Source organism: Streptosporangium sp. NBC_01755 (assembly GCF_035917995.1).
Lineage (GTDB): Bacteria > Actinomycetota > Actinomycetes > Streptosporangiales > Streptosporangiaceae > Streptosporangium.
In genome coordinates this window covers 278831-300450 of record NZ_CP109131.1, presented here as the reverse complement: position 1 = coordinate 300450, position 21620 = coordinate 278831, and the positions used below count along the sequence as shown (strand labels likewise).

Sequence of the window (21620 nt, the reverse complement as noted above, 5' to 3'; positions counted from 1 at the left end):
TATCGGACGCGTTGCCGGACTGGGGATCACGGCGGTCAAGGGGGTCTCGATTCTCGGGGAGGGCAAGTGGAAACCTCGGGAAAGGCTGTGTGAAAAGCCTCCCGCCGGGACCCCGGCGGCGCAGTGACGTACGCGGCACTCTTCTCGCCGGATCCCCTCACCCCCGGGGGTAGTGCTGGCCCCACCCCCGACAAGCAGGTGCGCAGGGTCGATTGCCGCAGCCGGTACTCATAGCGTTGGCGGTATGAGAACCCTCCTGAGCCGCATCGGCGCCGACACCCGCTACCTGCTCGTGGGCTTTCCCCTCTCCATCATCTGGTTCGTCATCATGGTGGCTGGTTTCTCCGCCGGGACAGGCTTGGCTGTGGTGTTCGTGGGCCTGCCCATCCTCGCGACGACACTCCTGGTCGCCCGGGGCCTCGCGGACGTCGAGCGGCGCTGGCTGCCCGAGGTGCTCGGCCGCCCCGTCGCCAGGCCGAGGTACCGGCCCGCTCCACAGGGCGCCGGATGGTTCCGCAGGATGATCAATCCGTTGACCAGCGGCCAGTCCTGGCTCGACCTGCTCTACGGCATCGTGGCCTTCCCGATCTCCATCGTGACCTTCGTCTTCGCGGTGGTCTGGTGGGCCGGGACGATCCTCGGCCTCACCTATCCGCTCTACGGGTGGATCATCTACGCCATCCCCGGCAATAACGGCGGGCTCGGCCCGCTCCTCGGCCTGGGCGGCAGTCTCTGGGTCGAGGTGGTCATCAACACCGTCATCGGTGTGCTGTTCGCGATCACCCTCACGCCGGTCGTGCGGAGCGCCGCGCTCATCCAGGCCGGGCTCGGCAGGGCCATGCTGACCGGCGTGGCCGAGCTGCACGACCGCATCGACGACCTGGCCGAGGGCCGGGCCGCCGCGGTGTCGGCCGAGGCCAACGCGCTGCGCCGGCTGGAGCGCGACATCCATGACGGGCCGCAGCAGCGCCTGGTCTCCCTGGCCATGGACCTGTCACGGGCACAGCGCCAGCTCAGGCGCGACCCGGCGGCAGTCGAGCAGATGCTCAGCCAGGCCATCACCTCGACCCGCGAGACGCTGGACGAGCTGCGTGCCCTCTCGCGCGGCATCGCCCCTCCGGTCCTCAGCGACCGCGGCCTGGCCCCCGCGCTCGCCGCGCTCGCCGGGCGCTGCACCGTCCCCGTCGAGCTGGACGTCCAGGTGGAGGGACGCTTCTCGGCCGCGGTGGAGAACAGCGTCTACTTCGTCGTCGCCGAGTCCCTCACCAACGTCGCCAAGCACAGCCATGCCACGATCTGCACCGTGACGCTGACCAGAACGGGTGACTTCCTGATGCTGACAATCGGGGATGATGGGGTCGGCGGCGCACACGTCGCCAAAGGGCATGGCCTGTCCGGTCTCGGCGACCGCCTGAAGGCGGTCGACGGCGAACTGGCCGTTGATTCACCCGTCGGAGGGCCGACGGTCATAGTGGCGGAGGTTCCGTGCGGGTAGTCGTGGCCGACGACGCGGTGCTCATCAGGGAGGGCCTGATCAGGCTCCTGGAGGAGTTCGGCTGCCAGGTGGTCGCAGCGGTGGGGGACGGTGACCGGCTGGTGGCCGCCGTCGCCGAGCACAGGCCCGACGTCTCGGTGGTGGATGTGCGGATGCCGCCGGGCTTCACGGACGAGGGACTGCGGGCGGCGGTGGAGGCGCGCCGGAGGGTGCCGGGCGCGCCGGTGCTGATCCTGTCCCAGTATGTGGAGGTCTCCTATGCCGACGACCTGCTCGCCGACGCCAGAGGCGCGGTGGGATACCTGCTCAAGGACCGCGTCGTGGACGTGGACGACTTCATGGCGGGCCTGCGCACCGTCGCGGCGGGCGGTACGGTCTTCGATCCCCAGGTGGTGGCACAGCTGATGGTGAGGCGCCGTCGTGACGACCCCCTCGCCCAGCTCACCCCACGCGAGCGCGAGGTGCTCGGCCTGATGGCCGAGGGCAGATCCAACCCCGCCATCGGCCGTCAGCTGGTGGTCAGCGACGGGGCGGTGGAGAAGCACATCCGCAGTATCTTCGCCAAGCTCGGCCTGTACGCCGAGGACGGCGATCAGCACCGCCGCGTCCTTGCCGTCCTGGCCTATCTGCGCTCCTGACCGTGAGCCCACCCGCGGGACCCCGGCCTGCGCGTCCCCTCCCGTGGAGCCCCCGCGCCGCGCCCCTGGACGCCTGCCCGGCCATCATGGGGGCTGGGAGAGTGACGCCGGGAGCGCGACCGTAGGCTCGGCCTCGGCTGGACGCCTGCCCGGCCATCATGGGGGCTGGGAGAGTGACGCCGGGAGCGCGACCGTAGGCTCGGCCTCGGCGCGCCGATAAGCGTGTCGGGACCAATGTGGAAACGGTCTCCGAGGAACCGGCTGACCCACGGTGTCAGCGGATTCGGAGGGATCGAAGTGGACGAATCGGCAGGCCGGACGCCGGCGCCGGTGGTGGAGGAAAAAAATGATCTCGGTCTTCGGCAGTGCCAACATGGACCTGGTGGCCTACGTCGATGCCGCCCCCGCGCTCGGCGAGACCGTGACCGGCCGCGCCTTCAGCACGGTTCCCGGCGGCAAGGGCGCCAACCAGGCCATCGCCGCCGCGCGGGCGGGTGCCAAGGTGGCCTTCCTCGGGGCCGTGGGTGACGACGACTTCGGGACCGAGATGCGCAGGACGCTCGCCGAGGCGGGCGTCGACGTGACGAACCTGCGCACGGTCCCCGGCCCCTCGGGCATCGCCCAGATCGTGGTGGACGGCGGCGGCGGCAACTCGATCATCGTGGTTCCCGGTGCCAACGGGGCCGTGACCGCCCCCACCGAGGCCGAGATCGAGGTCATCTCCCGCTCAGACGTGCTCCTGCTGCAGTTGGAGCTCCCCATCGAGGCGGTCACCGCCGCCGCCAGGGCCGCCCGCGCCGCCGGGACCACGGTGGTCCTCACCCCCGCGCCTGTCCAGCCTCTGCCCGCTGAGCTGCTGGAGGCGGTGGACATCCTGGTGGCCAACGAGCACGAGGCCGTCGCGATCACCGGCCAGGCGGACCACGAGCGTGCCCTGGAGGAGCTGAGGGGCACGGTCGGCTGGGTGATCATCACCCTGGGATCGCGCGGCGCGCTCACCGCCTCCGGCGACGAGGCCGCCGTGTGGGTCGAGGCGCCCAGGGTGAACGCGGTGGACACCACGGCCGCGGGCGACACCTTCGTGGGCGCCCTCGCCGTGGCCCGCGTCGAGGAGCAGCCCGCCGACCGGGCCGTCCGCTTCGCCACCGCGGCGGCGGGTCTGTCCGTCCAGCGCGCGGGTGCCAGCAGCTCGATGCCCACCCGCGCCGAGATCGACCGGAGCCTTTCAGGAGCCGGCGCCTGACATCCGGCTATGCCCCTTCCCAGAGGGCGGCGGCGGCCTCGGCGCAGGCCACGTCCTGACCGATGGTGCCGCCGCTGACGCCGACCGCGCCCACCACGTCGCGGCCGTTGCCGGGCTCTCCGAGCGGGATGCCGCCGCCGAAGCACACGTACCGGTCGCCGGCCAGGCCGTACAGTTCGCCTCCCGGCAGGATCAGCGGCGCGAGGTCGGCGGTCGGCATGTGGTGGGCCAGCGCGGTGTGGGCCTTGCCGGGGGCGAGGACGGGGCCGGAGATCCGCGCGCCGTCCATCCGCTGGAACGCCACCAGATGCCCGCCCGCGTCGACCACCGCGACCGAGATGAGCGCCCCCTCCCGCAGGGCCTGCCGCACCGCGGCCTCACACATGCGCAGCGCGAGTTCCAGGTTCACCGGGCTCCTCACTGTTTCGAAAGCCTCCGGTGCGGACGGTCGGATGCGCACGTGTCGCCGCTCGGGGGATGCGAGGTGTCATAACGATTCGACGCTCATGTGCGCTCTTCGGAGGACCGGGGCGAGCCGGGATCACTGCCCGGTGAGGAGAGGAGAACGCGCGGCGACATTCCGACGACTCTTACCAAGAGTGATGATCACCTTACTTCAAGCTACGATCTCGTCACCGGCGGAATCGTTGAGGTGTCGTCTCGACGTGGGGAGAGGCATGCACAGTCATAACCGTGCGAACATCGTTCACCAGCTCAAGTACGCCCTCAGTCATCCGGGGCGAGTTCCCAGGCACCTGAGCCGGCTGAGCAGGAACATGTGGCTGCGCCTGAGCACCCGCGACCATGTCTCCTACTATCGGGCCATCATGAGGTCCGACGCCGCGCGCAGCCCCCACGCGGCCGTGGGCAGCAGGTCCTACCGGCGTTGGACGGTCCTGGGGAAGATGCAGTTCGACTACCTGGTGCGGCACGGGCTGAAACCCGAGCACCGCATGCTGGAGATCGGTTGCGGCAACCTGCGGGCCGGGCGCCTGTTCATCGGTTACCTCGACACCGGAAACTACTACGGTCTCGACATCTCCCCGGACATCCTGATCGCCGCCCAGGAGACCCTGGTCTCCTACGAGCTGCGTGAGAAACTCCCCTACCTCATGCTGGTCGGGAACCTGCGCTTCGCCGCCCTGCCCAGTGAGATGTTCGACGTCGTGCACGCCCACAGCGTCTTCTCCCACTCCCCGCTGCCGGTGATCGAGGAGTGCTTCCGGAACATCGGCCGGGTCGTGAAGCCGGGAGGCTGGTTCGACTTCACCTTCGACCGTACCGAGGGCAGGGAGCACCAGGTCCTGGGTGAGGACTTCTACTACCGCGCCGAGACCCTGCTCGACCTGGCCTCCGGATGCGGCCTGCAGGCGACTCTCATGGAGGACTGGGAGCGGCTTCCGCACCGGCAGTCCAAGATCCGTATCACATTCCCCGGCGACGGGTCCCCAAAGGAGTGGACCGCACCCGGCCGCGCCCGGCCTGAGGCGGTCCGTCAGGGACATCTCGACCGCGAAGCCGAGCAGGAGACGCCGGATCTCGTATAAGATCGAGCGTTTCGCGCGACCGATCTGGGGGAACCGATGCGGGCCCACGACCTGTCCGCCGGGGGCGGCGTACTGGCCCGTGTGCATGACGTGGCACGTGCGGCGACGCGGATCCACGGCCTGCCCGACGCCGAGGTCACGCTGATCAACGTGTCGGAGAACGCCACCTACCGGGTGGACGACCCGGCCACAGGAAGGCGTTCCATCCTGCGGGTGCACCGCCTCGGCTATCACTCCACCCCGGCGATCCTGTCCGAGCTGGCCTGGCTGGAGGCGCTCCGCGAGCAGGAGGGGATCCGCACCCCCCGGGTGATCCGGGCTCCCGGCGGCTCCCGGGTGCTGACCGTCCCCGGCGCCGAACCCCGGGAGCGCGTCATGTTCGAGCCCGGCGCCGAACCCCGAGAGTGCGTCATGTTCGAGTTCCTGCCCGGCGCCGAGCCGTCCCAGGAGAACCCGGTGCCCGGCTTCGAGCGGCTCGGTGCCCTCACGGCGCGGATGCACCGGCACACGCGCCGCTGGTCCCCGCCCGAGTGGTTCACCCGCTTCCACTGGGACTACGAGGCGGCCCTCGGCGCCGGGTCGCGATGGGGCCACTGGCAGGACGGCCTGGGCATGGGGGCCGAGGCGCGGGCCGTGCTGGGGCGGCTGGACAAGGAACTGCGCGAGCGGCTCCACCGCTTCGGCCGGGGGCCGGAGCGCTACGGTCTGATCCACGCCGACCTGCGTTCCGCCAACCTGCTCGTGGCGGGCGAGGGACCGCCCAGTGTCATCGACTTCGACGACTGCGGTTTCGGCTGGCACCTCTACGACCTGGCCGCGGCGGTCAGCTTCATCGAGCACCGGTCGGAGGTCCCCGAACTGGTCGACGCGTGGGTGCGGGGTTACCGGACCGTCCTGGACCTTCCGGCCGAGGACGAGGCGGAGATCTGGACGTTCGTCATGTTCCGCCGCCTGCTGCTGGTCGCCTGGATCGGCACCCATACCGGCGCGGACATCGCCGCCGAGCTGGGCTCCGGTTACACCGAGGGCACCTGCGAGCTGGCCGAGCGCTATCTCGGCGGCTCGCTTCGCTGACCCGGCCCGCCACCTGGTACGCGCGATGTTCCCGTACGGGCTGTCCGGCGAAGTGGCGCGCCGTGACCGCGCATCGGGAAATCGTCCCTATCCGCTCCCGGGTCCCGGCGGGTCCGGGATGGCGAATACGCGCCGGCGTCCGCATCACCGTCGCATCACCGTGCGCGCGACGGATATTCCGATAATGAGATTTCCGAGATGGGATTCTGTCTTCCCGAATCCTGATTTCCGGTTCCCGCCGCCCAATGCGGGGTGTTTTCCAGTTGACTTCGTCTCCGTGGCCACGGGCGGCGGTCCCGGTAAGGTCAGGATTTCAGTTCGCGCCTGATGTCCTCGTCGTCCGGTGCCAGTTCCAGTGCCCGGGTGAGGTCGGCGACCGCCTCCCCCTCTCGCCCGGCGGCGCGCAGCGCCATCGCCCGGTTGAACAGCAGGGCGGGGTCCGCTCCGGGTTCGAGGGCTCGGGTGAAGTCCGCGACGGCGCCCTCGGGGTCACCGGTCTCGAACGCGAGCAGCCCCCGGTTCGCCCAGGCGGCCGCCAGCGAGGGGGAGAGCTCCAGCGCCCGGTCGAAGGCGGTACGCGCCCTGTCGTAGCGCCCTTCCGCGGTCTCCACCTGGCCCAGCGCGCACAGCAGGTACGGGTTGGCGGGATCGATGGCAAGCCCGGCCTCCGCGTCCGCCCTGGCCCTGTCGTAATCGCCGAGCGCGGCCAGCAGCCCGGCCCGGTTGGCCAGGCCGTCCACGAACCCGGGGTCCAGCTCCAGCGCATGGTCCAGGTCGCTGAGCGCGCCCCGGTGGTCGCCCCTGGAGAAGCGGATCTCGGCCCGGTTGTAGTAGGGCTCGGGGAAGGGCGGGCCGGCCCGCATGGCCGTCTCGTAGTCGTCGATCGCCGCGTCCATCCGGCCCAGCCGGTGCAGCAGGTTGCCCCGGTCGATGTAGTAGTCGGGGTAGCCGGGGTCGGCCGCGATCACCGCGTCCAGGTCCTCCAGCGCCTCCTCGGGGCGGCCCAGCATCACGGTGAGCTGCGCCCTGTTGGCCAGCAGCACCAGCCGGTGTATCGGGTGCTCGCCGGGACGCAGGTCGCGGTCGGCCAGGGCGACGGCCTCGGAGACCAGCTCCAGTGCCTTGGCGGGGCGGCCCCGCCGCACCTCCACCAGTGCCCGGCCGTTGAGGTCGAACCCCAGCTTGAACGCCCGCTCGCGCGGATCGGGCAGCAGCGAGGAGATGGCGATCGCCTGGTTCACCAGCGCGAGCGCGGCGTCCGGGTCACGCCGGTTCTGGTCGTGGTGGCGTACCTTCAGCATTCCGGTGGCGTAGGCGGCCGAGGCGTGGACGGCCGGGGAGATGCTTTCCCGCCTGGCCAGGTCGAACAGGGCCTCAGCCTCGTCCTCCCTGCCCAGCGCGGCCAGCGCGGTCGCGGTGCTGTGCAGGAGCCGCCACCAGGTCCCGGGGGCGCCTTCGGGATCGGTGAGGCGCAGGGCGCGCCTGCCGAGGTACACCACGGCGTCGTGGCAACCCGCGTCCAGGCACCACTGCACCGCGAACAGGAACGCCTCCACCGCCTTCGAAGGGTCGCCGCCGCGCTCGCGATGGTAGGGGACCGCTCCAAGTCGCGCGCCGACCGTCCCCTCTCTCTCCAACTCGTCGGCGAGGGCGTCGTGCTCCTCCTCGCCAAGCGGATCCTCGGTGGTGATCCCCTCGCGGGTCACCACGGTCAGCAGCTCGGTGGGGACGCGGCGCCGCAACACGGCCAGGAACTCGAGGTCGGTGGGGTCGGCTCGGCCGGTGTTCTCGACGACGAGCGTCCGGGGACCGGTTTCGGCCAGGTACTCGCGGACGAACTCGGCCAGGCCGTTAGCCAGGCGTAGCGTTCGCCGCGGCGCGTGCACCAGGATCCGCTCCGCGCTGGGCAGGCTCGCGGCCACGGAGCTGCGCCGGGCGGGAACCAGATCCCGTAGGTCGGGCGCCACCGCGAGCAGTTCGATGTCGTAGCGGGTGACCAGCTCTGGCCGGGCGGTGGGCACCAGGGCGGAGACGAGCGCGCCCCCCGCTGTGTAGGGCCCGCGCAGGTGCCGGTCGGCGTCCACCGCGAGCAGCGGCGGCATGGGAAGAGGCGGGTTTTCTGGCGGTTGCGGTCCCCGACTCACCGGACTCCTCTAAGTCGATTTAGATGATATTCGATGATATATCGCGCTATGTCGTGACAGGGGCCGGCGCCCACCGCTGGACGCCGGTGCTGTGATTCGTGTCAGCCGATGTGCTTAGCGCTTGCGGTGCCACTGAGCGTGACGGTGCCGGGTTTGTGAACAATAATGCGCTTCATTACAGGCCTCTCTCGCAAATAACAACAAATCGCAAGTATTCGCAGTAATTACCCATATTGACAAGATCTATTTCTTAGAGTGGCCGGATCCGGACAACCCTATGGACAGCGGGGCGTGCCGGTGTTCACGGATGCTTCGCGGACCACGCCCGGTCTGGCCGCTGTGAGCGGCTCCCGCGGGGGATGCGACCCTGGTGTGATGGAACAGAGGAGTCGCTGGGCGGACATCGCGGGAGATGACGCCGGGGAGCGGTATGCGGCGAGGTTCGCCAGGCTGGCCGAGTCGGGGGCGGACACGCATGGCGAGGCGCGGTTGTGCGCGGGGCTGCTGCCGCCGGGTGCGCGGGTGCTGGACGCCGGGTGCGGTACCGGGCGGGTGGCGATCCGGCTGGCGGAGCTGGGATACGACTGCGTGGGTGTCGACCTCGACGCGTCCATGCTTGAGGTCGCCCGGCGGACCGCGCCGGAACTGCCCTGGATCCTGGCCGACATCAGCGACATCAGCGACATCAGCGATCTCGGTGATCTCAGCGATTTCGGCGGCTCCGCGGATCCGGCGGAGCGGGTCGTATCCGGCGAGCGGCGTGGGCAGGGCGAGCGCTTCGACATGGTCGTCGCCGCGGGTAACGTCATCCCCCTGCTCGCCCACGGGACCGAGGCGCGGACCGTCGCCGGGCTCGCCGCACTGCTGCGGCCCGGCGGGCTGCTGGTGAGCGGGTTCGGGCTGGACACCGCGCATCTCCCGCTCGCCTCCGCCACGGTCACCCTGGCCGACTACGACACCTGGTGCCAGGCCTCGGGGCTCGCCCCGCTGCGGCGCCTGGCGACATGGGACGGCGCCCCCTACGACGGTGGTGGATACGCGGTAAGTGTCCACATACGCACCCCTGGTGGACGAGCCTTCGAGGAGTAGTAGCTTCATCCCATGCGACTGGGCGTTCTAGACATCGGTTCCAACACGGTCCATCTGCTGGTGATGGACGCGCATCGAGGGGCCCGGCCGCTGCCAGCGTACTCTCACAAGGAGGAGCTGAGGCTCTCCGAGCACATGGACGAGGGCAACCGCCTGTCGGCGCAGGGCGCGACGCGGCTGCGGGAGTTCATCGAGGAGGCACTGCGGATCGCCGAGGACAAGGGGGTCGAGGACCTCATGGCCTTCGCGACCTCCGCGGTCAGGGAGTCGGTGAACGGTGAGGAGGTCCTCGCCGGGATCAAGGCCGACACGCAGGTCGACATCGAGGTGCTGTCCGGCCAGGACGAGGCGAGGTTGACTTTCCTGGCGGTGCGCCGCTGGTTCGGGTGGTCCTCCGGGCGGCTGCTGGTGCTGGACATCGGCGGCGGGTCGCTGGAGATCGCCTCGGGTATCGACGAGCAGCCCGACGTGGCGGTGTCGCTGCCGCTGGGGGCCGGCCGTCTCACCCGCGACCACTTCACCGCCGACCCGCCGCCGGCCGACGAGGCACGGGTGCTGCGCAGGCACGTGCGGGCCGAGATCGCTCGCGCGGTGGGCAAGGTGTCGCGATACGGCCGGGCCGACCACGCGGTGGCGACGTCCAAGACGTTCAGGCAGCTCGCGAGAATCGCCGGCGCGGCGCCCTCGAACGAGGGGGCGAACGTACGCCGGGTGCTCGGGCACGCGGACCTGGTCGGCTGGACCGACCGGCTGATCAGGATGAGCACGCGGGAAAGGGCCGAGCTGCCCGGGGTGTCGGAGGGGCGGGCGCCGCAACTGCCCGCCGGTGCCATCGTCGCCGACGCCGCGATGGACCTGTTCGGAGTGCCCCGGCTGGAGGTGTGCCCGTGGGCGCTGCGTGAGGGGGTCATCCTGCGGAGGCTGGACGCCATGCCCGAGCAGTAAGGTTTATTCGGCCGCCTGAGGGTTAGCGCGCAAAGCCATGAACAGCCCTCAGACTCAGCTGGAAGGTGCCGCTCGCAGAGCGGCCAACAGTCAGACGCTGGACAGGCTGGCGCGGATCGGCCTGGCCTGCCGAGGTGTCCTGTACGGGCTGATCGGTTTCCTTGCCCTGCAGATCGCCTTCGGCGGGGGCAGCGGTGGCAAGGAGGCCGACAAGACCGGGGCCATCCAGACGGTGGCCGAGCAGCCGTTCGGCATGGTGCTGCTCTGGCTCATGACCGTCGGTTTCGCGGCCCTGACCCTCTGGCAGCTGTCGGAGGCCGTCATCGGCCGGGGCCGGACCAAGGACCGGGTGGAGGCGGCGGCGCGCACGGTGGTCTACGGACTGATCGTGTTCACCCTGATCAACGTGGTGCTGCGCGGGGACTCCGGCGACTCGATGGACGAGCAGTCGAAGGACCTCACGGCCAAGCTGATGGACCTGCCCGGCGGCCAGGTCATCGTGGGACTGGTCGGCCTGGGACTGATCGCCCTGGGTGCCTACTGGATCCGCAAGGGCTGGAAGAAGAAGTTCCTCCAGGACCTGCGCACCGGCGAGATGCCGGCCGAGGCGCGTGACCTCACCGAGCGGCTGGGCATGGCCGGTTACGTCGCCCGTGGTGTGGTCGCCGTGGTCGCCGGTGTCTTCGTCATCCAGGCCGCGGTCACCTACGACCCCGGCAAGGCCAAGGGCATCGACGCGACGCTGCGCTCGCTGGCCGAGACCCCGGCCGGTCCGTGGCTGCTCGGGGTCGTCGCGATCGGACTGCTGCTGTTCGCGGTCTACTGTTTCTTCGAGGCTCGCCGGCACCGGATGTGACGGGTGAAACCGCACGGTACGGCAGGTGCGGGCACGCAGCTGAAGGCCCACCTGGCAAGCCCTACCTATCTATCCGGTAAGTGATCGCATTCCTACTTTTCCGAGACATCTTCCCTTTCGAGCTCCGCGTCTTCCCAGAGGCAGGAACAATATCGGAGGGGCATATGGACTCGTCGGAGTACGACGGCAGCGAATGGGTTCTCCGCCTTGCGGGTTCCCCGGACCAGGTGGTCAGAGCCCGCCGCCTGGTCTCGATGACCCTGGGGCGAGACCATCCCCTCCATGACGACTGTGTCCTGCTGACCAGCGAGATCGCCACCAACGCGGTGATCCACTCCCGGTCCGGGGACGGCGGGGCGTTCACGGTCACCGTGGCCTACTCGGCAACGGGCGTGCGGGTCTGCGTCCAGGACGAGGGCTCGTCACAGGCCCCCTGCGTGTGTCACGCCTCGGCGGACGAGACAGGGGGCCGCGGCCTGCCCCTGCTGGAGGCGCTGGCCCACCGCTGGGGCCTGGTCAGGGAGGCGGGGGCCAACAAGGTCTGGTTCGAGCTGGTACTCGAACTGGCCGGGATACGCGCGGGCAGCCTGGCCGGTGCCAGGTGAGCGCCGGTCGGATCGGCCGTTCCGAGGGCGAGGTGGGCGCCGGTCGGATCGGTCGTTCCGAGGGCGAGGTGAGCGCCGGTCAGGCCGGCCGCTCCGAGGGAGAGGTCGGGCGTGTGGCGGGGCGGGCGTCGAGTTCGGTCAGCAACCTGGCCATGCGGGTGGCGCGGAGCGGGTCGACGGGCAGGACATGGCCGGTCCACCAGCGGGCGATCTCCTGGGTCGGCCCCCCGGACACCAGGTCCAGGTAGTCGTCCAGCGGCGGATCGTAGATGAAGCCGGGCACCACGCCCCGGCTCTCCAGCCGGGCGACCACCACGTCGCGGTTCTCGACCAGCAGGGGCACCCGCAGCAGCGGTTGCGGCGCCGCGTCGCGGACACCCTCGGCCGCCCAGGGCAGGGTACGCAGCAGTTCGACCCCGGCCACCCGCCGCTCGCGCTCGCGGTCGATCACCCGGAAGCGGGAGCGCTGGTAGCGGCGGAGCAGCGGCCCCTGGCGCATCCGCCAGTCGTCGAGGTCGATCCGGAGCCAGTGGTCCATGGCGCGCAGGTCGACCGGATCGGCGGTGGTGACCGCGCGCAGCTCCTTCTCACGGGGCGGGCAGCGGTGGCCGGTCCACTGGACGAGCCCGAGTGCCTTGAGGGCGTGCCACATCGGCCTGACCAGCCCGGTGCGGTAGATCGTCTCGCGAAGTACGGGCCGCAACGTGCCGAGCAGCTGGGCGCGCGCTCCGCCGGGGAGCAGCAGCTCGTCCCTGGCACGGGCCAGCTCGGGCAGTGCGGCCGGGTCCCGCGCGGTGAGGAACCCGCCGGACATCGACCGCCCGTGCTTGGCGAGGCTGAACACCCCGGCGGTGCCGAACGTACCCGCGGGGCGGCCGTCCACTGTCGTCTGCATGGCGTGCGCCGCGTCGTCGAGGAGGATCACGCCGCGCCGGTCGCACTCGGCCCGCAGCTCGGTCACCCGGTCGGGCTGGCCGTACAGGTGCGTGGTGACGACACCGGCCAGGCCGCTCCAGTCGACGTTGGGGACGTCGATGTTGCCGTCGCGCCAGGAGACGGGCGCCATCACCGGTTCCAGCCCGGCGGCCAGCACGACGAACAGCACGGTTTCGCAGTTCGTCGGCGAGATGAGCACCCTGTCGCCGCGCCTGAACCAGTGACGCAGTGCCAGGAGCAGGCCGAATCTGGCGGACGGCACATGGAGGCACTCCTGGCCGATCCGGTCACGCATGGCCGCCTCAAGCTCACGGCCGCCGTTCTGTCCGTTCAACGGACCTTCCCTCGGGTACGCAGCCGCCCGTACCGCTTCATGGCCCTGTCGGCGGCGCCGTACAGGGCCGGACTGTCAAGGATGAACCGCCGCACGCGGCGGACCGGTGCGGTGCGCAGCCAGTGCGCCGCCGCACCGGCCGAGCGGCGGCGCACGATGCCCTCGGTGACTGGAACGGTCCTACTGCACAGCGCGTCCTTGTACTCCGAGCCGTTGCTGATACCGAGGTCCAGCGAGCCGACACCGATCTTCGCGGCGGCCTCGACCATGTGCAGGTGCTGGATCAGGCCGGGGGAGTACTTGGCATAGTCGGGATCGTACGCGGGGAACCAGCCGATCATCATCGTGCCGGTGCGCAGCCCGAAGTGGCCCGCGACGGGCCTGCCGTCCGCGTACAGCATGGACAGCGGCCCGGCGAAGTCGGGGGTGTCGACGGAGTGCAGGCGCTCGGTCAGCTCCACCACCCATGACTTGGCGAAGCGGTCGGGGCGGCCCATCCGCTGGTACTGGGCCGACTTCCACTCCCGCAGCAGCCGGAACTGCTCCGCGTCGCGCACCGCGAACTCGGAGGTGACCTCGCCCGCGTCGCGGCTCAGCTTCCGTTCCTTGTACAGGGTGGTCTTGACGAACTTCGGAGAGCGTTCGCGCAGCTCGTCGAGGAAGGCCGGGTAGCCGTCGGCGAAGTCGAGGACCACGGCCTCCTGCCTGAGCGTCTCGAACGGCTGGAACCACGGCTGGTGGTCGATCATGCAGCCGAACTCCCACACGTTCAGCCCGCACTCCTTGAGCAGGGTGTTGGAGTCGAATTCGGTGCCGGGCGCGTGGACCACGCCCTGGGAGAGCGAGACCCATCCGCCCAGGGCGGTGCCCACTCCGCCGCCGTGCCGCTCGAAGGGAAAGAACCCGACGGGCCCGTCCGACTCGGTGATCACCGCCACCCGCGCTTCGGCGCGGACCTCACCCATCGCGATCGTGAAGTCCGGGCTGAGAAAAGGGTTGGCGAGGTGCGCGCCGGAGCTCTGCATCTCGCGCCAGGCCGCGACCTCGCCCGAGCCCAGCTCCGCGGGCCGGATGACGTTGACCTTCATGTAGCCCCTCCCGCCGCGCCGGGGTGACCGGCGACCGTACCTGCGGTGCACGTCAACCTACCGTTCACGAGGAGGTGATCCTTTCTCGAAGCCCGGGCTCAGGAACTGAACGTCGTCCTCGGAGCGGAGCACGCGCGATCCGACTGGCCCGCAGAAATGGGTGGCGTGCGTCACGGAGCGCGGAAACCGTCCCGGAACCGGGCGGCGATCCCCCACCGCCGTCCGATACAGCGAATCTACCTAAATTTTACCTTACCTGCTAAGCGATATCGGAGATGGCCGGACTCGGCAGCACCGGGGGAACCCTGGGAAGGGCGGGGGGGATCGCCGGGACGAGTCGTTCGACGACCGGCAGGGCGCGGTGGGCGTAGAGCGGATCGACCGGCAGTACATGCCGGCCCCACCAGCGCGCGATCTCGGGTGCAGGTGAGGGTCTGGTGAACCCGGGCAGGTAGCTGTCGTACGGCGGGTCGTAGAGGTATCCGGTGGCGACCCCGTGCCGCTCCAGCTCGGCGATGGCCTCGTCCCGGCCCGAGACCAGCAGCGGGACCCGGAACAGCGGCTGGTCCAGATGGCGGTGAACGGCCGGTGCCACGGTGGGCAGTGCGGCCAGTGCCGAGACGCCGACGATCCGCCGCGACCGCTGCCGGGGCAGCGTCCGCAGGCGCCGCGACTGGTACCAGCTTGAGAGGTGGCCGCGCCTGGCCCGGTAGTCGTGCAGGTCCGCCTGGACCCAGGAGTCGAACGCCGGTAGTTGCGGCGCGTACTCCAGCGCCCTGAGCAGCTCTGCCGGGCGCGGGGCGATCCGGTAGCCATCGCGCTCCTCCTCCATGCCGAGCGCGCGCATCGCCCTCAGCGCCGGGCGGACCATGTTCAGCCGCAGCGCGGCGTGCCGGCCCACCGAGGTCAGCACGGTATGGATCTCTTTCCTGAAGGCGCCGGGCTGTAGCAGCCGGTCACGGTCGCGCTCCAGGGCGCGCAGGTCCTCCAGGCGCTCGACCGCGATCACCCCGCCGGAGCCCGCTCCGGCGTGCTTGGACAGGCTGAACACGCCGGCCACCCCGAAGGTGCCCAGCGGCCTGCCGTGCACGCTCGTCTCCATCGCGTGCGCGACGTCCTCGATCAGGATCTTGCCGGTGAAGGCGGCCACCCGGTCCGGCAGACCGTACAGGTTGGTGGTCAGTACCGCGTCGACCGTGTCGAGATCGACGGCGTCCGCATCGATGTTGCCGTCGTCGATGGAGAGCGGTGCGATGACCGGGCGCAGCCCGGCGGCGAGCACGAGGAAAAGGATCTCGTCGGCCGACAGCGGCGACATCAGCAACCGCTGGCCGGGGCTGCACCAGTGCCGCAGGGCCAGATACAGGCCCAGGCGGTTGGAGGGCAGCGGAAGGCAGAAGCGGCCTGTTCGCTTCGCCACAATGTGCTCAGGAGTCACTGGAGACCCTCTATCACGGGCGAGATCAGGACTGCAAATGGAACCGCGCTCCCTAGTCGGCGGCCACCTGGGACGTCTTACCGTGGTTGATCACCCTGCGGATGTTCGGGAGGATCAGCAGCGCGACCAGGAGTTGGCTGCCGAGCATCGCGTAGCCCACCGCGGCGATCCCGAAAAGGGGGAACAGCACGGTGATCGAGGTGAGGACCAGCACCGCCATCCCGATCTGGATGAGTGCGAGCTTGCGGGCCTCGCTCTGCGCGCGCAGCATGCTGAGGCAGATCTCTATCACTGTCTGGGGAAGTACGGCGATCGCCATCAGGCGGAGCAGCGGCGTGCCCGCCTCGGCGAACCCGGGGCCGAACACGCTCAGGATCAAGGGTGCGCCGACCACGACCACCGTGATGACCGGTCCGACGATCAGGAAGGTGCGGCGCAGCGCGTTGCGCACGCTCTGCGCCAGTCGGGTGGCGTTGAAGGACCCCTCGACCGTGAGGGACACCGCCATGTTGGCCGCCAGCAGCCCGACCATGGAGCCCAGCGTGTGGGCTATTGAGAAGTAGCCGAACGTCGGCGCGTCGTCGAGCCAGCCCGCGATGATGACCGGGACCAGGTAGAGGATCAGCAGGATGGAGAACGCGCCGGGGAAGTCTCCGGCCAGGAACCGCCCCACCTCGCGCAGGCGCGGCGGGTTCGCGGCGCTCTCCTCGGTGTTCTTGACGTGTTTGGGGATGATGACGCCGAAGATGAACCAGCTGATCGGGATCAGCGCCATGGCCGTCGGTATGATCCACGAGACGAAGATCCCGCCAAAGAGGCCGCCCTCCGGCAGCGCGAACGCCAGCGCGGCGAGCATGCCCATCTTGACCAGGCCGAACGCCAGGCTGTTGACCGGCACCCAGACGGCCTTGCGTAGCCCGGCCAGAGTCACGTCCTGGAGGGTGAAGATCGTCCAGATGAGAACCGAGACGAGGAAGAACAGTCCTGGGCCGAACCCGGCGAGGTCGGCGTAGACCGTCCCCCACGCCGGCAAGGTCAGCAGGAACCCCAGCGCCGCCACCAGGCCGGTGGCCCCGGCGATCGCGTAGCCGCGCAGGACGAACTCGGCGGTGCGGCGGCCGGCCACCGGGATGAACCTGGCCAGCGCGCCCGCGAAGGCGAGCCCGGTCAGAGAGGCGAACAGCCGCATCGCGCTGATCACAGCCTGGCCCTCACCGAACGCGGAGGCGGTGTACATGTGCGTGGCGAGGAACCAGTAGCCGAGGCCCAGCACGGCGGTGATCCCGGTATTGATCATCAGTGCGTAGCCCTGGAGGAACAGGGGGTTTCTCAGGTCCTTGCGCAGGCGGTCCATCAGGCCGTTCCTGCGCTCCTCGGTCACTGTCCGGCCCATCGCCTGGTCGCCTCCGTCGCGCGTCACCTCGTCGTCATCATGGGGCGGAGCGCTTGCATCGACCTTGCCGTCGGCTGTACGCAGGCCGGTGGCCGAGTCCGGCCAGGTGTCCGGTGGGTCCGGCCGGGTGCCCGGCTGGTTCGGCCGGGTATCCGGCGAGAGAGTGCCGCCCTCGTGCCGGGCAGGCAGCCCCGTGCCGTCCTCATTCACCTCGACGCTCCCGATCCGCACCGTTTTCCGGGGCGGTGCCGGATGCCCGCCCATCGCTCGCGCGGGGTGGTTCGACGGCATTCCCGGGGGGAGCGGGATGGCGCCTCACCAACGTTCGCGTCTCGCCACGAGACCGGCCGGTCACCGAGGGGTACATGAGAGTCGGCACGTGAGCCATGATGCCCCAGTTTCAGGCGGGCCGTGTCCGGCATGTATCCGGAAGTACCCGGCAGGACTCGATTGCGATGGGGGCCGCCCTGTTTTATCCGGGATTGGCGCTGCCACCCGCGGAGGCGGCCGGGGTGGCCGGAAGGATTCAGGAGGTGAGGAGGCGGTCCAGGACGCGGACGCCGAACTCCAGGCCCTCGACGGGGACCACGTCGAGATGGCCGTGGATCAGCAGGGCATCGGGCGAGTCGCCGGGGATCCTGGCGACCACGCCGGTCCTGCCGGGGCGGGAGCGGCACCTCCGGGTTCGCCCTGTGTACTCCCGGTCGGCTGTGACGCCGTTACCTCCAAGAGGGGCCGGGAGCTTGGTCGCTACTCGCTGAGCGCGGCCTGCGAGGTCTTCTTGGCCGCGGCCTTGGCCACGCTGGGGTCGCCCGCCGCGAACGCCGCGGCGACCTTTCCCCCAATGCGCCCGCGCTCGCTCACCTCGATTCCGTGGGACTTCGCCCACGCCCGGATCTCGGCGCTCCGCTCGCGGTTGCCGCCGGACCCCTTCGTCTTGCCCTTACGGCTCAGGGCGGTGCTCGCCTTGCGGGCGGCGGACTGGAAGGGTTTAAGGGCCTCTCGAAGTTTTGTGGCGTTCTTCGTGCTCAGGTCGATCTCGTAGGCGGTCCCGTCCAGGCCGAACGAGACGGTCTCGTCCGCCCGTTTCCCGGTGATGTCATCGGTGAACGTGACGACTTGCTGACGTGCCATTGTGTCACTCCTTAATCTTGGCGCCAGAGTGTGCGGCTGTGAACCCGGCCGGCGACGGCTCCCGCGTCTCTTCTCCGCGAGTAAAACTCTAGCCCCTCCTTTCGCCGTCGCGCCGGGAAACCCTGTCCGCCGGAGATCCACTCGATCAGGTTAATTACCCAAGGTTGAACTCCGGCGTCTCCGCGTCATTGGGAAATGCTTCCCGCTCGCGAGGGATTAAAAACGACGGAGGTGCGGTGCGCCCCTTGGTGTCTTGGCTGCCGAGATCTGTCGGTTGCCCATGGCGGGTTTTCTGGACGGAGGTGTCTGAGCGCTTTGGAGTTTCGTGACCTCCGAGTGGTTTCCGCCCCGGTCGCCGTGAAAAAATCGACTTCGGCCACTTGGGGGGGTCTGGTCCATCGTTCCACTGCCGCTCGCTTCGAGGCCTCCACCGCGCCGGCCGTGATGTCCCACCGGTGCGCGAGTGAGTCCTCCATCCCCTTTTCGCTGGCCGTGACACTTGATGGGGTGAGGGGCCGGCGAGTGAACCGGGTCCGGAGGGAGGGGCGTGGCAGGGGAGAAGCGCTGTGGGACCCGCTCCGGATGCCCGTCGGACAATTCGCGCATGCCAGGTGTCTGCCACCGAACATGTTCCAGGATTTCCGGAGGACAAATGACTTCCTCGCGCTCCGGAATGCGGGCCGCAGGTCTCCGGTTTTGCCGGCACTTGAGATCGGATGCGTTCGAAGGTGGTCGCCGACACGTGGCCGATCACCTTGGGGCATGGTCTCGACACGCTCGGGTGAGGCGAGGCCTGCCACACGGACCGTACGATTTCGGGCGCCTCCCATTGTGGGCGAGGAGGAGCCGCAGGCTCCGTTTGCCCCTTGACCGCCATTGGCCCGTTCCATCGTCTGGGCGGATCAACAGCCGGTGTTCCCTGAATTGTTCGTGTAACGGCCGGAGAGTGATATGGGCATTGCCGGTCCCCCGCGCCCGGGGGCGCCGGTCGATGACCGCCTGGACGAGATCGGCCGTACCTCCCGCACGGCCGGGGGTCAGAGGTAGAGGCCGGTGTGCTCAGGGACGGCAGTGCGGCTGAGCAGGCCGTCGCGGAGGGCGAAGAGTTCGGCGAGGGTCGCACCGGAGGGGGAGAGCCCTTCGGTGCCGCCGAGCCAGTGGGCGGCCTCGTCGTAGGGGAGGCGGCCGACCTCGATCTGGGCGAGGCAGCGGCCCGGGCGGGTGACGGACATCAGCCGCGACAGCGGCTCGCCGACCGACCTGGCGTAGTTGCCGCGGACCTCCGCCCAGGGGGAGGCGGTGATCGGCCTCTCCGAGCGGCGGCTGCCGCCGGGCGTGGCTCCGGCGAGAAGTGGACCTCCTTGAGTACGGACATGGCGGTAATGATCCTCTTGGCACGCCCGCCGGTCGACGGGTTTTCGCGAGGTGGCCGGGCTCAGGGTGCCACCGGCGGTGCGGGGGCCTCGGGGCGGTGCGGAGCAGGGCGTCGACCAGGGGGCTCGGCGGGCGGGTCAGCGGGCCGGTGAGGACGAGGGCACGTTCCAGGGACGGTTTCAGCGGGATCATGACGAGCCCGGGGGTGAGGAGACCGCGGCCGAGGTCGGGAACCGTCGAGACGCCGATGCCCGCGGCGATCATGCCGATGAGCGTGCCGAGCTCGCGCACATGCTGGGCCGGAGCGTAGGGGACACCCGCCATGGAGCACAGGGTGCGGGTCTGCGGCTCGCAGCCCCCCTGGAGACCAGCAGCGGATCCTCCAGCAGCTCGGCCATCGCGATGTGTTCCTGGCCGGCCAGGGGATGGTCGGTGCGGACCACCGCGTGGAAGGCGTCGCGGCCCACCACCACGTGCGCGGGAGGCGGGGGCGTCGGGTCGACGAGGATCGCGGCGTCGACGACTCCGGTCTCCAGCCAGGGGGACAGCTCGTCGTCGTCGCCCTCGAAGACCTGCACCTCGACACCGGGGAGTTCCGCGCGCCACGTCCGCATGAGCCGGGGGAGCAGCCCGCAGCAGACCGTGGGCGGGGCGGCGACGCGGACGACTCCGGCGAGCCAGTCCGTCCTTGCCCGATATCTCGCGCTGAGCCCGCTGCTGGCCACCGGTCCCGTGCACCTGGACCTGCCCGTCGTGGCGAGCATGGCGGCCCTGGGCATCCTGGGCACGGGGCTCGCCTACATCTGGAACACCACGGTCATCGCCCGTTGGGGGGCGACGGCAGCCTCGACGGTGACGTACCTGACCCCGCTGGTGGGTGTCGTCCTCGGGGTGCTCGTCCTGGGCGAGGCGCTGACGTGGAACCAGCCGCTAGGGGCGGTGGTGGTCGTCGTCGGCATCATGACCGGCCAGGGTGTGTTCACCTCCTGGACAGGTCGCCGGTCTCGGTGACAAGGGTTTGGTCGAGGTGACGCCGTCACCCGCCCACGCGCCGGCGAAGGAGGCCGGACCTTGATCGCCACTCGCTCGCCGCCGGGGGCGTGCGCGAGGTAGACGACGCCCCGCCCGCCCTCGCCTATTCTTCCGCCTATTCTTCCGGCCGGAAGGCGCCGAGCCGGGTCGGATCGTCAGGGGTGAGGGGGGCGCGACCATGAGGGCAAGGCTATCCATGCCCGTCTGAAATGGGAGGAGACGCGGGTGGACGGCGGCTGCCGAGAGGAGTGCGGGCGTTTTCCTGGTTCAAGCCATCCGGTTGCGGTTAAGGGGACGGCTGTTTCGCTGCCCGACGACTATCCGGTGTGCTCTCAGATCCTGATACGACGGAGATCAGTTGATTAACAGCACTGTATGGTGCCGTGTCAACCGTTACCCTCCGTAGGGCAGTATCCCCCAGACAGTGGAGACATTCCGTGGCCATCGATCTTGTTACTCGCCGCGAGTGGGGCGCTCGCCAGCCGCGCGGTTCCTACAGCAGGCTCAGCTCCACTCGGGGAGTGAAGGTCCACTACACGGGTGGCCAGGTCAGTCCGGACATCGTGAACGACCACGCCAAGTGCGTTGCTCTAGTGAAATCCATCCAGAGCCACCATATGGATGGCAATGGATGGATTGACGTCGGTTATTCGATGCTGGTCTGTCCGCACCGGAAGGTCTTCGAGGGCCGGGGCCCGAATCGCGTGCCGGCCGCCAACGGTGCCGGTCTCAACAGCGACCACTACGCGGTGCTCGGCCTGGTCGGCTCGTCGGGGCTCACCAAGCCGACCGACGGCATCCTGCACGGCATTCTCGATGCCGTCGAATACCTCAGGGACAAGGGCGGGGCAGGCAAGGAGATCAAGGGCCACCGCGACGGCTACTCGACCAGCTGCCCCGGCGAGCCCCTGTACGCCTGGGTCAAGCGGGGTGCCCCCCGTCCCGGTGGAGGGCCCGCCAACCCGCCGGAACCGCACCCCTCCTTCCCCGGCCGTACGCTCAAGCAGCCGCCGGTCATGAAGGGGGAGGACGTTCGCACCTGGCAGCGGCAGATGCGCGACCGAGGCTGGAACATCGACGTCGACGGCCTGTACGGCCCCGGCTCCAGCGACGTCTGCAGGAAGTTCCAGGAGGAGAAGGGCCTGTCCGTCACGGGCGCCGTCGACCGCGCCACCTGGGACGCGGCCTGGCAGGAGCCCGTCAGCTGAATGGTCCGGGAATCCCCCGCCCGATCCCCCTGACGACCCTCCTGTTG

20 protein-coding genes and 2 pseudogenes are annotated in these 21620 nt (G+C 69.8%); 11 read left to right on the top strand and 11 right to left on the bottom strand.

The features are described from left to right. Nucleotides 1-244 precede the first annotated feature (244 nt). From OG884_RS01195 to rbsK, 3 genes are all read left to right on the top strand, one after another. Nucleotides 245-1495 carry a sensor histidine kinase gene (locus tag OG884_RS01195; RefSeq protein WP_326641230.1) on the top strand — a complete coding sequence of 417 codons (1251 nt, stop codon included), beginning with the start codon at nucleotides 245-247 and terminating at the stop codon, nucleotides 1493-1495. Further along, a complete protein-coding gene (locus OG884_RS01190; RefSeq protein WP_326641228.1) occupies nucleotides 1486-2133 on the top strand; it encodes a response regulator transcription factor in 648 nt (215 codons plus the stop codon). The genes OG884_RS01195 and OG884_RS01190 overlap by 10 nt, the downstream gene beginning before the upstream one ends. Before the next feature lie 346 nt (nucleotides 2134-2479). Further along, a complete protein-coding gene (rbsK, locus tag OG884_RS01185; RefSeq protein ID WP_326641226.1) occupies nucleotides 2480-3376 on the top strand; it encodes a ribokinase in 897 nt (298 codons plus the stop codon). Between the two features lie 7 nt (nucleotides 3377-3383). On the opposite strand, the gene OG884_RS01180 is transcribed toward rbsK, so the two are convergent. Then, a complete protein-coding gene (locus OG884_RS01180; RefSeq protein ID WP_326641224.1) occupies nucleotides 3384-3785 on the bottom strand; it encodes a GlcG/HbpS family heme-binding protein in 402 nt (133 codons plus the stop codon). Between the two features lie 268 nt (nucleotides 3786-4053). Between OG884_RS01180 and OG884_RS01175 the strand changes: the two genes are divergently transcribed. Together OG884_RS01175 and OG884_RS01170 are read left to right on the top strand one after the other, a co-directional pair. After that, nucleotides 4054-4923 (top strand): class I SAM-dependent methyltransferase, encoded by an 870-nt coding sequence (locus OG884_RS01175; protein WP_326641222.1) that lies wholly within the window; start codon nucleotides 4054-4056, stop codon nucleotides 4921-4923. Nucleotides 4924-4959: 36 nt separating this feature from the next. Further along, nucleotides 4960-5997 carry a phosphotransferase enzyme family protein gene (locus OG884_RS01170; RefSeq protein WP_326641220.1) on the top strand — a complete coding sequence of 346 codons (1038 nt, stop codon included), beginning with the start codon at nucleotides 4960-4962 and terminating at the stop codon, nucleotides 5995-5997. A gap of 305 nt (nucleotides 5998-6302) precedes the next feature. Here OG884_RS01170 and OG884_RS01165 read toward each other — a convergent pair whose 3' ends face one another. Continuing rightward, entirely contained in the window at nucleotides 6303-8099 is a 1797-nt protein-coding gene (locus OG884_RS01165; protein WP_326641218.1) for a tetratricopeptide repeat protein, read from the bottom strand. A gap of 417 nt (nucleotides 8100-8516) precedes the next feature. On the opposite strand from OG884_RS01165, the gene OG884_RS01160 reads away from it, so the two are divergent. The 4 genes from OG884_RS01160 (at nucleotide 8517) to OG884_RS01145 (ending at nucleotide 11636) form a co-directional block, all read left to right on the top strand. After that, nucleotides 8517-9230, top strand: a complete 714-nt coding sequence (locus tag OG884_RS01160) for a class I SAM-dependent methyltransferase (RefSeq protein WP_326641216.1) — start codon at nucleotides 8517-8519, stop codon at nucleotides 9228-9230. Between the two features lie 12 nt (nucleotides 9231-9242). After that, nucleotides 9243-10175, top strand: a complete 933-nt coding sequence (locus OG884_RS01155) for a Ppx/GppA phosphatase family protein (RefSeq protein ID WP_326641215.1) — start codon at nucleotides 9243-9245, stop codon at nucleotides 10173-10175. A gap of 37 nt (nucleotides 10176-10212) precedes the next feature. Then, entirely contained in the window at nucleotides 10213-11031 is an 819-nt protein-coding gene (locus tag OG884_RS01150; protein ID WP_326641213.1) for a DUF1206 domain-containing protein, read from the top strand. A 164-nt stretch (nucleotides 11032-11195) separates the two neighbouring features. Continuing rightward, nucleotides 11196-11636, top strand: a complete 441-nt coding sequence (locus OG884_RS01145; RefSeq protein WP_326641210.1) for an ATP-binding protein — start codon at nucleotides 11196-11198, stop codon at nucleotides 11634-11636. A gap of 79 nt (nucleotides 11637-11715) precedes the next feature. Here OG884_RS01145 and OG884_RS01140 read toward each other — a convergent pair whose 3' ends face one another. The 9 genes and pseudogenes from OG884_RS01140 to OG884_RS01100 form a co-directional block, all read right to left on the bottom strand. After that, nucleotides 11716-12906, bottom strand: a complete 1191-nt coding sequence (locus OG884_RS01140; protein ID WP_326641208.1) for a DegT/DnrJ/EryC1/StrS family aminotransferase — start codon at nucleotides 12904-12906, stop codon at nucleotides 11716-11718. Further along, nucleotides 12903-13994 (bottom strand): GNAT family N-acetyltransferase, encoded by a 1092-nt coding sequence (locus OG884_RS01135; protein WP_326641206.1) that lies wholly within the window; start codon nucleotides 13992-13994, stop codon nucleotides 12903-12905. Before OG884_RS01135 ends, OG884_RS01140 begins: the two co-directional genes overlap by 4 nt. 259 nt (nucleotides 13995-14253) lie before the next feature. Further along, nucleotides 14254-15414 carry a DegT/DnrJ/EryC1/StrS family aminotransferase gene (locus OG884_RS01130; RefSeq protein WP_326641204.1) on the bottom strand — a complete coding sequence of 387 codons (1161 nt, stop codon included), beginning with the start codon at nucleotides 15412-15414 and terminating at the stop codon, nucleotides 14254-14256. A 70-nt stretch (nucleotides 15415-15484) separates the two neighbouring features. Continuing rightward, nucleotides 15485-17035, bottom strand: a complete 1551-nt coding sequence (locus OG884_RS01125; protein ID WP_326641203.1) for a lipopolysaccharide biosynthesis protein — start codon at nucleotides 17033-17035, stop codon at nucleotides 15485-15487. Nucleotides 17036-17351: 316 nt separating this feature from the next. Further along, nucleotides 17352-17474: a hypothetical protein gene (locus OG884_RS01120; RefSeq protein ID WP_326647124.1), complete on the bottom strand. Its 123-nt coding sequence runs from the start codon at nucleotides 17472-17474 to the stop codon at nucleotides 17352-17354. A 101-nt stretch (nucleotides 17475-17575) separates the two neighbouring features. Beyond that, nucleotides 17576-17959, bottom strand: coding sequence for a histone-like nucleoid-structuring protein Lsr2 (locus OG884_RS01115; RefSeq protein WP_326641202.1), 384 nt, complete (start codon nucleotides 17957-17959; stop codon nucleotides 17576-17578). 1037 nt (nucleotides 17960-18996) lie between these two features. Continuing rightward, entirely contained in the window at nucleotides 18997-19191 is a 195-nt protein-coding gene (locus OG884_RS01110) for a hypothetical protein (protein WP_326641199.1), read from the bottom strand. A gap of 6 nt (nucleotides 19192-19197) precedes the next feature. Next, nucleotides 19198-19398: pseudogene (locus OG884_RS01105) on the bottom strand (DUF5925 domain-containing protein); the annotation flags it as partial. 91 nt (nucleotides 19399-19489) lie between these two features. After that, nucleotides 19490-19947, bottom strand: a pseudogene (locus tag OG884_RS01100) (LysR family transcriptional regulator substrate-binding protein); the annotation flags it as partial. On the opposite strand from OG884_RS01100, the gene OG884_RS01095 reads away from it, so the two are divergent. Both OG884_RS01095 and OG884_RS01090 read left to right on the top strand, forming a co-directional pair. Continuing rightward, complete coding sequence (locus OG884_RS01095; protein ID WP_326641195.1) at nucleotides 19946-20344, top strand: DMT family transporter; 399 nt, start codon at nucleotides 19946-19948, stop codon at nucleotides 20342-20344. The pseudogene OG884_RS01100 and the gene OG884_RS01095 sit on opposite strands and share 2 nt — an antisense overlap. 458 nt (nucleotides 20345-20802) lie before the next feature. After that, nucleotides 20803-21573 carry a peptidoglycan recognition protein family protein gene (locus OG884_RS01090; RefSeq protein ID WP_326641193.1) on the top strand — a complete coding sequence of 257 codons (771 nt, stop codon included), beginning with the start codon at nucleotides 20803-20805 and terminating at the stop codon, nucleotides 21571-21573. The last annotated feature ends 47 nt before the right edge of the window (nucleotides 21574-21620 follow it).